Annotated in this window: 16 protein-coding genes; 7 read left to right on the top strand and 9 right to left on the bottom strand. The window is 34.6% G+C overall.

Annotated features, from left to right (window positions below):
• Nucleotides 1-232: 232 nt before the first annotated feature.
• The 3 genes from DN389_RS11680 to DN389_RS11670 all read left to right on the top strand — a co-directional run bounded on the left by DN389_RS11680 (nt 233) and on the right by DN389_RS11670 (nt 4,059).
• Nucleotides 233-2,026 carry a hybrid sensor histidine kinase/response regulator transcription factor gene (locus DN389_RS11680; protein WP_149237156.1) on the top strand — a complete coding sequence of 598 codons (1,794 nt, stop codon included), beginning with the start codon at nt 233-235 and terminating at the stop codon, nt 2,024-2,026.
• Nucleotides 2,027-2,307: 281 nt separating this feature from the next.
• Nucleotides 2,308-3,585 (top strand): histidine--tRNA ligase, encoded by a 1,278-nt coding sequence (locus DN389_RS11675; RefSeq protein WP_149237155.1) that lies wholly within the window; start codon nt 2,308-2,310, stop codon nt 3,583-3,585.
• A 162-nt stretch (nt 3,586-3,747) separates the two neighbouring features.
• Nucleotides 3,748-4,059, top strand: a complete 312-nt coding sequence (locus tag DN389_RS11670; RefSeq protein ID WP_088122687.1) for a hypothetical protein — start codon at nt 3,748-3,750, stop codon at nt 4,057-4,059.
• Between the two features lie 121 nt (nt 4,060-4,180).
• On the opposite strand, the gene DN389_RS11665 is transcribed toward DN389_RS11670, so the two are convergent.
• Entirely contained in the window at nt 4,181-4,561 is a 381-nt protein-coding gene (locus DN389_RS11665) for a winged helix-turn-helix transcriptional regulator (protein WP_000340656.1), read from the bottom strand.
• Nucleotides 4,562-4,690: 129 nt separating this feature from the next.
• Here DN389_RS11665 and DN389_RS11660 point away from each other — a divergent pair, with 129 nt between their 5' ends.
• Together DN389_RS11660 and DN389_RS11655 are read left to right on the top strand one after the other, a co-directional pair.
• Nucleotides 4,691-5,374: an NAD(P)H-dependent oxidoreductase gene (locus DN389_RS11660; protein WP_088081932.1), complete on the top strand. Its 684-nt coding sequence runs from the start codon at nt 4,691-4,693 to the stop codon at nt 5,372-5,374.
• Between the two features lie 155 nt (nt 5,375-5,529).
• Nucleotides 5,530-5,811 (top strand): DUF1292 domain-containing protein, encoded by a 282-nt coding sequence (locus DN389_RS11655; RefSeq protein ID WP_002008111.1) that lies wholly within the window; start codon nt 5,530-5,532, stop codon nt 5,809-5,811.
• Nucleotides 5,812-5,861: 50 nt separating this feature from the next.
• Here DN389_RS11655 and DN389_RS11650 read toward each other — a convergent pair whose 3' ends face one another.
• The 6 genes from DN389_RS11650 to DN389_RS11625 form a co-directional block, all read right to left on the bottom strand.
• A complete protein-coding gene (locus DN389_RS11650; RefSeq protein WP_254980700.1) occupies nt 5,862-6,920 on the bottom strand; it encodes a pyruvate kinase in 1,059 nt (352 codons plus the stop codon).
• 91 nt (nt 6,921-7,011) lie between these two features.
• On the bottom strand, nt 7,012-7,722 hold the full coding sequence (locus DN389_RS11645; protein ID WP_098190695.1) for a hypothetical protein: 711 nt from the start codon (nt 7,720-7,722) through the stop codon (nt 7,012-7,014).
• Nucleotides 7,723-8,059: 337 nt separating this feature from the next.
• Nucleotides 8,060-8,818, bottom strand: a complete 759-nt coding sequence (locus DN389_RS11640; protein WP_060487745.1) for an SDR family oxidoreductase — start codon at nt 8,816-8,818, stop codon at nt 8,060-8,062.
• A gap of 56 nt (nt 8,819-8,874) precedes the next feature.
• Nucleotides 8,875-10,533 carry a putative ABC transporter permease subunit gene (locus DN389_RS11635; protein WP_088081928.1) on the bottom strand — a complete coding sequence of 553 codons (1,659 nt, stop codon included), beginning with the start codon at nt 10,531-10,533 and terminating at the stop codon, nt 8,875-8,877.
• Entirely contained in the window at nt 10,526-11,251 is a 726-nt protein-coding gene (locus tag DN389_RS11630) for an ABC transporter ATP-binding protein (protein ID WP_149237153.1), read from the bottom strand. Before DN389_RS11630 ends, DN389_RS11635 begins: the two co-directional genes overlap by 8 nt.
• Before the next feature lie 88 nt (nt 11,252-11,339).
• Complete coding sequence (locus DN389_RS11625) at nt 11,340-11,534, bottom strand: hypothetical protein (protein ID WP_000958865.1); 195 nt, start codon at nt 11,532-11,534, stop codon at nt 11,340-11,342.
• A 179-nt stretch (nt 11,535-11,713) separates the two neighbouring features.
• Between DN389_RS11625 and DN389_RS11620 the strand changes: the two genes are divergently transcribed.
• On the top strand, nt 11,714-12,073 hold the full coding sequence (locus DN389_RS11620) for a DUF3796 domain-containing protein (protein WP_149237152.1): 360 nt from the start codon (nt 11,714-11,716) through the stop codon (nt 12,071-12,073).
• Nucleotides 12,061-12,261, top strand: a complete 201-nt coding sequence (locus DN389_RS11615; RefSeq protein ID WP_087984149.1) for a helix-turn-helix transcriptional regulator — start codon at nt 12,061-12,063, stop codon at nt 12,259-12,261. The genes DN389_RS11620 and DN389_RS11615 overlap by 13 nt, the downstream gene beginning before the upstream one ends.
• A gap of 68 nt (nt 12,262-12,329) precedes the next feature.
• Here the strand turns inward: DN389_RS11615 and DN389_RS11610 are convergent, their stop codons facing one another.
• A complete protein-coding gene (locus tag DN389_RS11610; RefSeq protein ID WP_149237151.1) occupies nt 12,330-13,292 on the bottom strand; it encodes a tubby C-terminal domain-like protein in 963 nt (320 codons plus the stop codon).
• Between the two features lie 72 nt (nt 13,293-13,364).
• Nucleotides 13,365-14,075 carry a YjjG family noncanonical pyrimidine nucleotidase gene (locus tag DN389_RS11605; RefSeq protein WP_060487750.1) on the bottom strand — a complete coding sequence of 237 codons (711 nt, stop codon included), beginning with the start codon at nt 14,073-14,075 and terminating at the stop codon, nt 13,365-13,367.
• Between the last annotated feature and the right edge of the window lie 16 nt (nt 14,076-14,091).

Genomic DNA, 14,091 nt, shown 5'->3' with positions numbered 1-14,091 from the left:
TCTTACTCCCTCACCTTAACTTCAATATTGTTAAATCACATAGTGACAAAACGTTTTAATTTATTTATGACGCTTTATGCAACTATGTCATATAAAACATGTGACAAACTGTCAACTGCTTCATATGACATACTTTGTTGACTGTTTTTCTATTGACGATTTCAAAGATATGTTACATGATGAATCTGAATCATTGATAATTAATCTTAAAATACAAGTAGGTGCTTAATTTATGTTCTCATTCACAAAAAAATGGATTTGGTATGACTGGATATTTGTGCTCATACGAACATTTTGGCTAATTGTTATCATCGGCGCTAATTTTATGTTTCCAACATCCATTCATACATCAAGTATGATTGTACTTTCTCTCACTTTTGTCGTTTACCTTGTACCATTAATTATTCGATATAAGAAACCAGAATGGTACCCTGCATTCGATATTATTACTGCGGGTTGTTTTTATCTTTACTTAGCATCCGTAGCTCCAAATTTACTTTGGTCTTTCATTTTACTCGTAATCATTATTGGACTATGTAGTAATCAAAATAATTATATATGGAGCGGTATTTTTTGTGGATTTGCATTCCCGCTATTGAATGCTTGGATTGCCAACCGACCACCATATGAACTAATCGTTAGTTGTAGTCTCGGTTTTGCCATTGGCGTTTCTTTTAATATATTAATTCAGTATCATAAGCAATCTCGAATTATTGAAGAGCAAAAACTACTATTAGAGCAACATATTAATAGGATTGAAGAGCTTACTTTAATAGAAGAACGTAATCGATTGTCACATGAACTACATGACACAATTGGTCATACACTTACTTCTCTCATCGCTGGCGTCACATCACTAAGATCATCGGTACCGGATTCACAGTTTGAACGAATTGATTCCCTTATCAGTATTGCTCAGCATAGTCTAAATGATATTCGAAAGCATCTACATGAGCTATCTCATAATCCACTTAGTAATTCATTAAGTGAATCACTACAACAATTAACAAAAGAATTTATGAAATCTACAGGTACAACCGTTACATTTCGTATGATCGGAAACGAGACTCTTGTAATGCAAAAACTAAATTTTTGCCTATACCGTTGTCTTCAAGAGTCGTTAACAAATGCTGTTCGGCACGGTAAAGCGAGCAACATATCCGTTCAACTACATTTCGACGACCAACAACTTCGATTGCAAATTGAAGATAACGGGATTGGAATGAAAGAAATTCAATTTGGCTTTGGACTCAGCGGAATGAAAGAGCGACTTGAACAAATTCAGGGGACATTATCGGTTCAGTCTAATGTTGAACAGGGAACATTAATTGTTTGTAATATTCCATTACAAACAAAACTTGTACATGACATAATTCGCTTATTGGTCGTTGATGATCAGGCACTTATTACAGATAGTTTAGAGCAAATTTTAGAGCACCAAACTGATTTTATTGTTGCTGGTAAGGCATATGATGGATCTGATGCATTAAAATTATGTGAACAATTACAACCTGACATTGTACTAATGGACATTCAGATGCCAGAAATGAATGGTATTGAGGCTTTACTAGAAATGAAGCGACGTTGGCCTAATATGAAGATTGTACTTATGACAACATTTGAAGATTCCTTACAAGCAGCAACAGCACTCGAACATGGAGCTGAAGGTTACATGTTGAAATCTATTCATCCACAAGAAATGAAGGAGGCCTTGAAACTTATTTATAACGGTGGAACTTGGATTGACCAATCAGTTGCCACACGCATTTTTGAAGAAATGAAAATTCAACGTGAGCAATTAGCGAAAATCAAATCAACTAAACAAACTTCTCCATATGGGCTTACAAAACGGGAAATGGAAATTTTAGAACATCTATCAAACGGATTACGCTATAAATCTATTGCCGCTAAGCTATTTTTATCTGAAGGAACAATCCGTAATTACTGCTCAAATCTCTATTCAAAACTAGGTGTTAACAATCGTGAAGAAGCGATAAAAATGGCACGAACAGAAAACATCTTGTAGGCAATGTGCAATGAATACATTTCGCTTCACAACTAAAAATATTGATAATTCAAAAATCATCTGATATAATTTGGAAAAACTTATGTTAAGGAGAGATTTGTCATGCGAAATGTTAATACTTCTTTCCAACTTCATCATCATACGTAACGCCGTGTATCCGAAGAAAAATTTTTCTTCGTGGGTACAGGGCTTTTCCTGTTGACCCACGAAGCGTTCATAAAGCTATGTGGGTATTTTTATACCCGCATAGCTTTTTTTAATTTAAAAAAGGAGTGATTATAATGGAAATGAAAAATGTAAAAGGAACGAAAGACTATTTACCAGAGGAACAAGTGTTGCGAAATAAAATTAAAAGAGCTTGTGAAGACACGTTCGAACGATACGGATGTAAACCGTTAGAAACACCAACGTTAAATATGTATGAGCTTATGTCTTACAAGTACGGCGGTGGCGATGAAATTTTAAAAGAAATATATACGCTTCAAGATCAAGGAAAACGTGACCTTGCCTTACGCTATGATTTAACAATTCCATTCGCAAAAGTCGTGGCAATGAACCCGAACATCCGCCTCCCTTTTAAACGGTATGAAATTGGAAAAGTATTTCGAGATGGGCCAATTAAACAAGGTAGATTTCGTGAGTTCATACAATGCGACGTTGATATAGTTGGTGTAGAATCTGTCATGGCAGAAGCGGAACTTATGAGTATGGCGTTTGAACTGTTCCGAACGTTAAACTTAGAAGTAACGATCCAATATAATAACCGAAAATTGTTAAACGGCATTCTCGAATCTATTAACATCCCTACTGAACGAACGAGTGACGTTATTTTATCATTAGACAAAATCGAAAAGATTGGGATTGATGGTGTACGAAAAGATGTACTAGAGCGCGGAATTACTGAAGAAATGGCTGATACGATATGTAATACCGTTTTATCTTGTCTAAAGCTTTCAATTAATGACTTTAAAGACGCTTTCAATACTCCACTCGTTGCCGATGGAGTAAACGAACTACAACAATTACAGCAATACTTAATTGCCCTTGGAATAAATGAAAATGCTATATTCAATCCATTTTTAGCACGAGGACTTACAATGTACACAGGCACCGTATATGAAATCTTTCTAAAAGACGACTCAATTACATCCAGCATCGGTAGCGGCGGTCGATACGATAATATTATCGGGGCATTCCGTGGTGATAATATGAGCTATCCAACAGTCGGCATTTCATTCGGTTTAGACGTTATTTACACAGCACTATCACAGAAAGAAACAATATTATCTACAGCGGATGTATTTATCATCCCACTCGGGACAGAATTACAATGTTTACAAATTGCCCAGCAATTACGTTCTACCACTTCCTTAAAAGTCGAACTCGAACTAGCAGGACGCAAATTAAAACGGGCCCTTAATTATGCCAATAAGGAAAACATCCCTTATGTGCTTATTATTGGGGAAGAAGAACTTAGTACAGAAACCGTTATGCTGCGGAATATGAAGGAAGGTAGTGAGGTGAAGGCTCCCCTTTCTTCTTTAAATAGTTATTTATAATACGAACTACCCTCGTTTGGGTGGTTTTTCTATTTTATAGATAACGAAACCATTAGTTAACATAAAACAATTATATTCTACTAAAAATCACAAGTATTTAATATCCAATTACCTATTATTTTTGGTAATATATAGATATGAATTGTTTTAGGAGGATTTACTTTGAAAACTTACATACAAGCACTAAAGTGGACTACAGGGATCTCTCACCTATTATTACTTCCTTGTTATTATTTATTTCCAAGTTTTGTTAACCTAGGCGGGATACCTTTACTACTTTTGATTGCTTTACATATTACTACTATTTTATTAGCTAACAAAGCAGGCATGAATACGTACGCTCATTATATAGGTATTATCGTTACTCTAGTTGCCTTCTTTCCTTATATAGACGTCGTTCTACATATTATAGCAGCTGTTTTCCTTTTATTAGATGCAGCTTCTACTACTAAAAAGGAAGTTTTTAATTCATAGCAAAATCAACAGCACATCCCCAGAATAGATTCACATGCATTTTAATTACAACCAAAATTTAAGAAAGTAAAAAATAAAAGGTTTCTTCACATATGGAAAACACCTTTTATTTCTACAACTCTTAACTATTATTTTTCGTATTTCTACTCTCCAAAACTTTCTCCATATTATGAGTTGCCCATTCCATCATTAATAGAATCATTGGACGTAGTGATTCACCAAGCTCCGTTAACGAATATTCTACTTTTGGCGGCACTTCACGGTATACTTCACGATGTATAATGCCATCTGCTTCAAGTTCTCTCAGCTGCAGTGTTAACATTCTTTGTGTGATATTAGGTTTTAATCTTTTTAATTCATTAAATCTCTTTGTACCATCTAATAAATGATACAAAATAACCCCTTTCCATTTTCCGCCAATAACCTCAACCATAGCTTCCACTGGACAAGAATATTTATTTAAAAATGGGTAATTTATATTATTTTCGTTTGAACAATCCATCATAAGTCCCTTCCCTTACCAATAGTATCTTTTTTGATACTATAACACATAAATGTGCGTACTTGTATCTATGTTACTTTAAAAATATAATTTACTTACAAAAATAAATTAATGAAAAGAGGAACTTTTATGACAAATACAAAACAAATTACAAAAGAGAAAATTATGGAGGCTTTCCATTTCAGACATGCATGTAAAGAGTTCGATCCTATGCACAAAATTTCAGAAGAGGATTTTCATTTCATTTTAGAAACAGGCAGATTATCTCCTTCTTCTTTTGGTTATGAACCTTGGAAATTTATTGTCGTACAAAATAAAGAATTAAGAGAAAAACTACAACCGTATTCATGGGGCGCTGGTGGGCAACTTGCAACAGCTAGTCACTTTGTCATTGTTCTTTCAAGAAATATTAAAGATATGCATTATGATGCAGAGTATATTAAACATATGATGAACGATATTATTGGATTACCTGAAGACACTCAAAAAATTAGATATGAATTCTTCAAAAAATTCCAGGAAACAGATTTTAACTTATTCCAATCCGATCGTGCTGTATTTGATTGGGCATCTAAGCAAACTTATATTGCTTTAGGTAATATGATGACGAGTGCAGCTCAAATCGGCATTGATTCTTGTCCAATAGAAGGATTTGATAAAGAGAAAATAGATTCTTTACTTCGTCAAGAAGGCATTATAAAAGACGATAATCTTGAAGTATCTGTTATGGTTGCCTTTGGTTACCGTAAAGAAGAGCCAAAGCGTGATAAAACAAGACAAACTATGGATACAATTGTTGAATGGATTAAGTAATATAGCACTCACAAATAAAACTCCTTCTAGCTAAATACTTATTCTATTGAAGAATCAGTTGTTTTTCTAATGTATGAAATTGATTTTTCATGGAAAGATATGTTAGTATGTATACAGTTTGAGCGCTCTATTTTTTAGAGTCGAACAGGAGGAGAATGGATATGTCTGATATTGAAGTTGGCGAAGTGTTTACTCTCAGTGATGAGAATAATGAGGATCAGGAAGTAGAAGTACTCGGAGCGATGGATGTCGAAGGCGCAGAATATATTGCAGTTGCCTTCGTAGAAGACATTCAAACAGAATCTGAGGAAGACATTGATATTTTCTTTTTAAAAGTAGAAGAAGATAATGAGTTTTCATACATTGAAAATGATGAAGAGTTTGATAAAGTATCTGCTGCTTTTGATAAAATTTTGGACGAGCAAGAGCAAGAATAATAAGAATGAAAAACACGAGGGTGGATGCATATCCGCCCTCTTTTTATTTATCACTCATCCAAAGACTTATGCAACAATTCCAGTACATCTTTCATCACAAATGGCCCCTCTTTTTTCACATGCTCAGCGAATTCAGAAACGAGACGTAATGTTCTTACACTTTCAATTGGATGCTCGCCTGATGCACTTTCAGCAGAAAGCATAACAGCGTTCGTTCCGTCCAGTACAGCTTGAAACACATCAGTTACCTCAGCCCTTGTTGGAATAGAATGATCTACCATAGATTGAAGCATTTGTGTTGCTGTAATAACATATGTATTCGTTTGATTACATTCCTGAATCATCATTTTCTGCAAGAGCGGAATAAATTGAAATGGCAACTCAACTCCTAAATCACCCCTTGCAATCATAATTCCGTCTGCTTCTTTACATATATCTTGAAAATTCTCGATTGCTTCCATCGTTTCTATTTTTGCAATTAAATTAGGAGCAGTTTCTTTATGCCCTTTTATAAAATCCCTTATTTCTTTTATATGGCTAGATTTTCTCACAAAAGAACACGCAATAAAATCGACTTCCTCTTCTAAAAGAAACTGAATATCTTTTTTATCTTTCTCTGTAATAGCCGGTAAACTAACGATTGCCCCTGGTAAGTTCACTCCTTTATGTGAGGAGATATTACCACCTGTTTTGACCTTTGTTTCTATTTTGTCCGCACTTACCTTCTCAACGATTAACTCAACTTCACCATCATTAATTAAAATTCTACTTCCAACTTTCACATCATTCGCGATTCCTTCATAATCAACATTTGCTTCTCTATTGCTCCCTGTAACTGGTTGCATATGTAAAATAAAAGAATCCCCCGCCTGAAGTGTAATTTGTTCTCCTTTTACTTCACCTAACCTTATTTTAGGACCTTGTACATCGCCTAAAATTTTAATAGAATCGTCTAACGATTTGACTAAACGAATGATGTCTTTATGACTTTCATGTGTGCCATGTGATAAATTCAACCGCACTATTTTCATACCATTGTTTATTAACTGCGCTAACGTTTCTTTATTATTACTTGCTGGCCCAATTGTACAAACTCGTTCGATTGTCATTTTTATCACCATCCTTTTTCGTTAGGTTTCCCATAAACTTTACTTACACTCTCAACACAAAAAAGCCTACTTCCACAGTAGGCTTTTCAAACTACGAAAGTTTCGTTAATAACTGAGTTAAATCTTTTTTCGTTTTCGTCGTTAATGATTTCATTTTATTAATATCTATCTTTTCTTTCTCCGCTCCTACAATTAACGGATACATACTTTGTCCGATTGTTTTATATTCAGCTGGGTGAGATGCTTCTAACTCTTTCTCGATTACATCCCACTTTTCATTAATTTGTTTTCCAAGTTTATTTACTGTTTCTAATTTCGGATTTGCAGCTAATTGCTTGTCTAAACTATCAACTAATGCAGCAACTTCTTTAACACTCGTTTTCACAGCTACGCTTTTCTTCGGATCTTTCGTTGTTTTTCCGTTTGAGTTTGTACTTGTACTTTGATCTGTTGTTTTTCCGCTAGTCGTTTCGTCATTCGTTTTTCCTGTCGTCTCTTTTTCTTTTGTTTTCACACCCTCATTTTGAGATGATGTTTTACCGTTACTTTCTGTTCCTGATGATTCTTTCGTATTTTTTGCATCTTTATCTGTTTTTTCATTTGAAGAAGTATTTGTATCTTTTTCAGTATCTTTCGTTGTTTTTGACGTCTCATCTGCACTTGTCGTTTTTGCTTCTCCTTCATTTTGCGCTGTTACTTGCTCTTTCTTTTCTGTCTCTTTCTCTGCTGAAGGACTACAAGCTGCCATAGTAAGCATTGTACCAATTGTTATCGATGCGATAGCGACCTTTTTCATTTTCATATAAATCCCCCTATGTTTACTTTATTTATCCTCCCCTTTACGATTCGATTTCCCCTTAAAAAATCCCTTTTCACATGAATTACCATCTTTCCGACAGTAATCTTCATAATAATACGTACAAAAACTGATAAACCCATTTGAATATTCGAGTTTCTTCTACTTCATTTTTCTTCTCTGTAGTAAAAGAAAAAGAGTATATTGTCACATGGGGAATTACTATCGTTATATGACGATATACTTTCCTATCAAATTTTTATCTTTCTTGACATTTTATTTATAAAAAAAATAATATTTTCTTTTATTTTTTTGTTTCTCAACAATTGTTAACATAATATATTTATGAGTAACCACCATTCGAATGAATGACTTGCCCCGTAATCCATTTTGCTTCTTCACTTACTAAAAAAGAGATTACGCGCGCTGCATCCGCTGGTTCTCCTACTTTACCTTGCGGGAACTTCCATACTAAATGATGCTTCAGCTCCTCTGTAATCCATCCTGTATTCGTCGGCCCTGGATCAACAGCATTCACTGTAATCCCCTTCTCCATCGCAACTGGTGCTACTGATTTTGTAAATGCTTCAATTGCTCCTTTCGTTGCTGCGTATGCTAGTTCATCAGGCATTGGCCCTAATGACTGCCCTGAAGTAAGGTTAATAATACTGCCACTCGTTTTCAGTTCATAATGTTTTATAAATAATGAACTTAATAACATAGTAGCGCGGACATTCACTGTATAATGTTTATCTAACTGTTCTACATTTAATTCTTCAATTCTCGTATGTGTAGAATACGCTGCATTATTAATTAAAATAGATGGATCACCTAAACGTTCTGAGACCATATAAAACAAACGATTTGGCGAATACGACTGCGATAAATTGATTTCTGCCATTTCACATCGAACACCTAAACTTTCAATCTCCTCTTTCAACAAAAAGGGCTCTTTATCATGCATTCCCCACGGCATCGCTTTATCATACTGAGACCAGTACGTGAAAAAAATGTCTATCCCTTTTTGAGCAAGCACCTTGCATACAGCTGCACCAATTCCATTCAGACGAGTTGCCCCTGTTACAATTGCTATTTTCTTCACCTTTTCTCCTCCATCTATGGATAAATCCCCTGCACGAATACAGAGGATCTATCTTTTTATTCAATATTTGACAATATGCGTTCTGCACCTAATTTTAAAATTTTAATGAAGATATAATTTACAATCGTAAACATTACAAATAAAACGATAAACATAACCCACAGTCCTACTTGAAGGAAGAAGTATAATAGACTTACTCCCGCTACAATAACTAAAGCTATAAAAATATTAGCCAAAAAGTTCCACAAAGTTGTATAGCGGCTCTTAAATAATTTCTGCTCTGTATCCCAATGTATATCTGCAGTTTGTGCATCCCAGCGTGTACCGATTAAATTAATTAACAATAACCCGTTCGCACTTAGTAAAAACCACAGTAACATGAAAACAGGAGAAATCCCGGCTACAACTGCCATCGTAATACCGAATACTGCTAAAATAATTACATTAATTAACCAAGCAGTGATCGCTTTCGCAAAAAAGATATCCGAAGCTTTTACAGGTAAATAACGATTCACAAACCATGAACTTCCATCACGTGAAAATGATGTTGTTGCGATAACATTACTTCCCATTAAAAATAACGATGCACAAAGACCAACGCCAATTGCAAGACCTGCTGATTTTGGGTTATCAATATACCCTGTAATCCATTTTAAATTCCCATCTTGCACGAATAAAACAAAGAATAACATAATCGGCATAACGAAAGTTTGTACGATACAATTTAAGAAAAATTGTGGTGTACGGAATAACGTTTTAAACTCTTTTTTCACATACGCTTTCAAATGTGAACTTTGTACCGTTGATTTCTGTAAACCTTCTGCTGAAATGACCTCTTTTTTTGCTGTACTCGTTGAAAGTCCAATAACCCCTTTTAAATATGTACGCTCTGCAATGTAATAAAACAACACAAAAAATACAAATGAAATAAGTGCAAAGATTATTACGTATAAAGGACCCTTCCAATTTGCATTTTCTACTAACGCCACTGCTCCAAAATATGTAGTTGGAAAATAATTTGTCATTTGTACTAAAAGTGAAGATTCGTTGCTCGCAAGATAATTCGTAAGTGCATCTTCAGAAAACGAACTTTTATTTTTCCACTGTAAAAATACATTAATTCCTACAATAAATAGTATACTTACGATTCCAATAAATATATTGCCTCGATCTTTATTTTTCGCTATATTTGTATACCTCATAATAACTGTCATCAGTAATGAAGCTAATACTAATGGCACAATCGGGAAGAGTAAGTAAATAAAAATCATGTATATGTAATATGTAATAAATGCGCCACTTTTTAACCCGTACGTAATAAAGATTGGTAATAAAATAAATGAACTCATTACGTATTGTGTAATTAATACCGTTAGAAACTTTGCCGAAATAATCTGCGCTGGTTTCAATGGTAACGGCAATAACATTTCAATGTCATTACTATAGTAAAATACAGTTAAAATGTTCGTTATACTCATTAAAAATACCCATATACTCGCAATCGCAAGTCCCATTGCGATAATCATTCCTGGATCTTGCCCCAAATGTTTCATACCTTCATACATTCCGTGCGTCATCGAACCAAATATTAAAAAACCAACAAATAAAATGGCTGCAAATGAAAATACATACGCCCAGCGCTTCTTCTTATCTGTTATGAAATCTGCATAATTTAATTTTAATAATACTTTCGTTAACGTCCAAATTTTACTCATTGCCTGTCATCTCCAAGAACATTTTTTCAAGTGATTCATTGGATTTAAAATGATCTCTCATTTCATTTAAATTTCCTTTAAACTGCAAATTCCCCTTATTAATAATCGCAACGCGGTCACATATTTTTTCTGCCACTTCTAATACATGCGTTGAGAAAAATACAATCTTTCCTTTATCCGCATGCTCTCTCATCATTTCTTTTAAAATATATGCAGATTTCGGATCAAGCCCCGTTAACGGTTCATCTAAAATCCATACATCTGGCTCATGCACGAGCACACCAATAATAACAATTTTTTGTCTCATACCGTGTGAATAACTTTGAATTTGATCAGATAACGCATTGTAAAGATCAAACTTCTTCGCTAAAGACTCGATTCGTTCTTGGCGTACTTCTTTCGGCACTTCATACATATCTGCCATAAAGTTTAAATATTCAATTCCCTTTAATCGTAAAAACATATCCGGACTATCTGGAACATAACCAAACGTCTTCTTCGCTTCCATCGGATTTTTCATAATATCTATACCGTTAATCGTAATCGTCCCTTTGTCCACTCCATGAATACCAGTAATCATCTTAATTGTCGTTGATTTACCCGCACCATTCGGTCCTAAAAACCCAAAGATTTCTCCGCTAGGCACAGATAAACTTAAATCTTTTACTGCATAAGTAGACCCATTATAACTTTTTGACACATTCGTAATTTCAATCATTCCATCCAATCCTTTCCTTAATTACCAAATAACTATATTGATATTATAGCATACTTCTATTTTTAGATTTTTATATTTTTTCAGTTTTTTAACCTTTAAAATAAATATACACGCCTAATCCAACGATTAAAACGACAGCTAATATAATATAAATCATCGTCAGCCGTTTAATATTCCCTTTTGTCGCTTTACTATAATTCGCATCACCATTTCGCCCAATTAACACCGTCGCCACTACAGTAATGACTACAAGTAATACAACGATCATGATCCAAGTTAACATTCCTTCCTCCCCCTCCTTACAACCATTTTACAATATTATCCTCTTTATTTCGCAGTATATTTCCTCTTTTTACTATTATTATGAAAAGAATTGGAAAACTATTATTACTATACATTTCTATATGTGATATATTTATAACATAACGTGATTTATTTCTAACACTGAAAGGAGAATCTATCGTGAAAACAAGTTGGATAAAATATTTAGGATTTCTCGGTTTCTTCGGTTTCCTCGGCTTTTTTTATGAAAAAGGATTGTTTACTATGTTTTGTTTCTTCTCCTTTTTCACAACGTATAGAACGGTTCAACACGATGAACTATTTGAACAAATCGTCAATAAATCGTGCCGCAATGCCTTTATCGTTACATTACTAACGACCGCTATCATTATGTTTATTGAAATGTTATTTCCAAACCCGGCGCTACAAGAAATTGATATCGCTCTTATTTTCAGCACACTCATTCTTACGTTCGGCTTCTCTATGTTCTTTTATGATAAACCTGTTGATGAAATGAAAGATGCGCCATGGCGTTCGTAACGAGAATAAAAGAATACCGCGCCAAATCGAACATGACACAAGAAGATTTAGCGAAAACTGTTGGTGTACGTCGTGAAACGATAAGCCATCTCGAAAAAGGAAAATACAACCCTTCCTTACAACTCGCTCACGATATAGCGAAGGCACTTCATAGTACGATTGATGAGATTTTTATTTTTGAGGATTAATTAAGGACACAAAATCACATAAAAATACCGGCATCCTTCCCATGAAGAATGCCGGTAATTCTCATTTATCAACCATACAAAACAGCATGAAATACGCCTAACAGTAAGTATTGATCTTCTATATAATTTTCATCATATACATTCATCTCAATATCATACATATCTTCCTCAAGACGAATATTCCAATCTGCGATTACATAGCCGTTTCGTAATAACTTTCCAAGCCCAATTGAAGTTTTGTGAACAACATATTCTTCTCCCTTATATGTAAAAGTAAATAAGAAATTTGCATCTAATAACTTTCCGTCACATACAAGTATTTCATGCTCTGCATCATTATTATCGATGTACGTTACTAAAATCCTTCTTTGACGCTGCCTACTTACATCCTTTGCAATGACACGAATATTGTCTTTACTATCCTTTATTTCATAAATGATATTACTACCGACTTTCGGAATGAAGTCTAGCACTTTCATCAACGCATTTTTATAATAGCCCCGTACTACGCCTACTCCTTCGCTTCCATTGTAAACCTCTATTGAAGTCGTATCCGCTTTACTATCACACAGTCGTTTATAAGAAAGCTGCATCATTCGCTCTCCTCTTAAGTACTGATCAAACGTCACAGGATATTCTATCGCGCGCAGCTCCTTATTGAGCTCATTCAAATAACGCCCAACGCTTTCTACTAATACTGTAGTGGATATACGCTCTTGAAGTTCAAATTGCTGCCAACTGGAAGCAACTCTCCACTGATCTTCCTCTTCATATAAGAATCCGAGAATTACTTCCTCACGGTCACTCGTTTCATAATTCAACTGTTCGTTCTTCCCATGTTGCACTTGTTCCATCCACTGTCCTAAATAAATGCCGAGCTCTGCGACCTTCATACATGACTTTTGAAAAAGTACTCTGTCACCCACATGAATCGTTAAATCCCCTTCAATAAAGCCATTTGCATAAGCAGCATACCGTGGCTCATCTTTCTGCGGAATACTTTTGTCTAACTCAAATAAAAACGTTAACATCTTTCACTCACCTCTAGTTATTACACCGATCGTACCTATAAATTGAACGCAACTCAAATTATATCGACACGATTAAAATGAAACTACCTTTTCTTCCGCCACTTCCACAATTTCTAAAATTTGTAGCAGGCTCTCCACTTCATAAGTCGGCTTAACATCTGTCTTATTTTCTTTCAAACTTGGATTATACCAACACGTATCAATGCCGTAATCTTCTCCGCCCTTCATATCAGAAGTTAAGGAATCTCCAACCATTAGTACGCTTGATTTATCCGTAATCCCAAACTTTTCAAACGCATAATCAAAAATCTCACGTGCTGGTTTTTGATGGCCGACTTCTTCTGAAATAATAATATGTTCAAAGAAGTTACTTAAAGGTGAATTTCCGATTCTAGATTGTTGCACCTTCGTATATCCATTCGTAATAATACCTAGCTTGCAATCTTGTAGATTTTCACATAATTGCACTGCACCTTCTATAAGGTGTACTTCTTTTCCTAAGTTTTCAAGGTATCTATCACTAAATTGCTGCGCATCTACTTCTATATTATGAAGTGCAAATAATTGTCTAAATCGATCTACTGCTAATTCACTTAGCGTAATCATTTTATTTTCTAAATCTCTCCATAATCCATTACTAATCTCTTTATAACTTGCAAGATAATCATCATACCCAGTAGGCATCCCGAACTGTACAAACGCGTTATGTAATGCGTTTCTTTCCGTTTCAGGAAAATCTAATAATGTATCATCTACGTCGAATAATATAACTTTATATTTCATAATGCTCTCCTCAACT

The sequence above is a fragment of the Bacillus sp. AY3-1 genome (assembly GCF_008368785.1).
GTDB lineage: Bacteria > Bacillota > Bacilli > Bacillales > Bacillaceae_G > Bacillus_A > Bacillus_A wiedmannii.
This window is presented reverse-complemented; position numbering and strand designations above follow the sequence as displayed.

Bases quoted from the DNA above. Each gene is read 5' to 3' on its own strand.
- DN389_RS11680 (WP_149237156.1), top strand. From the start codon at position 233: ATGTTCTCATTCACAAAAAAATGGATTTGGTATGACTGGATATTTGTG.
- DN389_RS11675 (WP_149237155.1), top strand. From the start codon at position 2,308: ATGGAAATGAAAAATGTAAAAGGAACGAAAGACTATTTACCAGAGGAA.
- DN389_RS11665 (WP_000340656.1), bottom strand. From the start codon at position 4,561: ATGGATTGTTCAAACGAAAATAATATAAATTACCCATTTTTAAATAAA.
- DN389_RS11660 (WP_088081932.1), top strand. From the start codon at position 4,691: ATGACAAATACAAAACAAATTACAAAAGAGAAAATTATGGAGGCTTTC.
- DN389_RS11655 (WP_002008111.1), top strand. From the start codon at position 5,530: ATGGATATGTCTGATATTGAAGTTGGCGAAGTGTTTACTCTCAGTGAT.
- DN389_RS11650 (WP_254980700.1), bottom strand. From the start codon at position 6,920: ATGACAATCGAACGAGTTTGTACAATTGGGCCAGCAAGTAATAATAAA.
- DN389_RS11645 (WP_098190695.1), bottom strand. From the start codon at position 7,722: ATGAAAATGAAAAAGGTCGCTATCGCATCGATAACAATTGGTACAATG.
- DN389_RS11635 (WP_088081928.1), bottom strand. From the start codon at position 10,533: ATGAGTAAAATTTGGACGTTAACGAAAGTATTATTAAAATTAAATTAT.
- DN389_RS11630 (WP_149237153.1), bottom strand. From the start codon at position 11,251: ATGATTGAAATTACGAATGTGTCAAAAAGTTATAATGGGTCTACTTAT.
- DN389_RS11625 (WP_000958865.1), bottom strand. From the start codon at position 11,534: ATGTTAACTTGGATCATGATCGTTGTATTACTTGTAGTCATTACTGTA.
- DN389_RS11615 (WP_087984149.1), top strand. From the start codon at position 12,061: ATGGCGTTCGTAACGAGAATAAAAGAATACCGCGCCAAATCGAACATG.
- DN389_RS11610 (WP_149237151.1), bottom strand. From the start codon at position 13,292: ATGTTAACGTTTTTATTTGAGTTAGACAAAAGTATTCCGCAGAAAGAT.
- DN389_RS11605 (WP_060487750.1), bottom strand. From the start codon at position 14,075: ATGAAATATAAAGTTATATTATTCGACGTAGATGATACATTATTAGAT.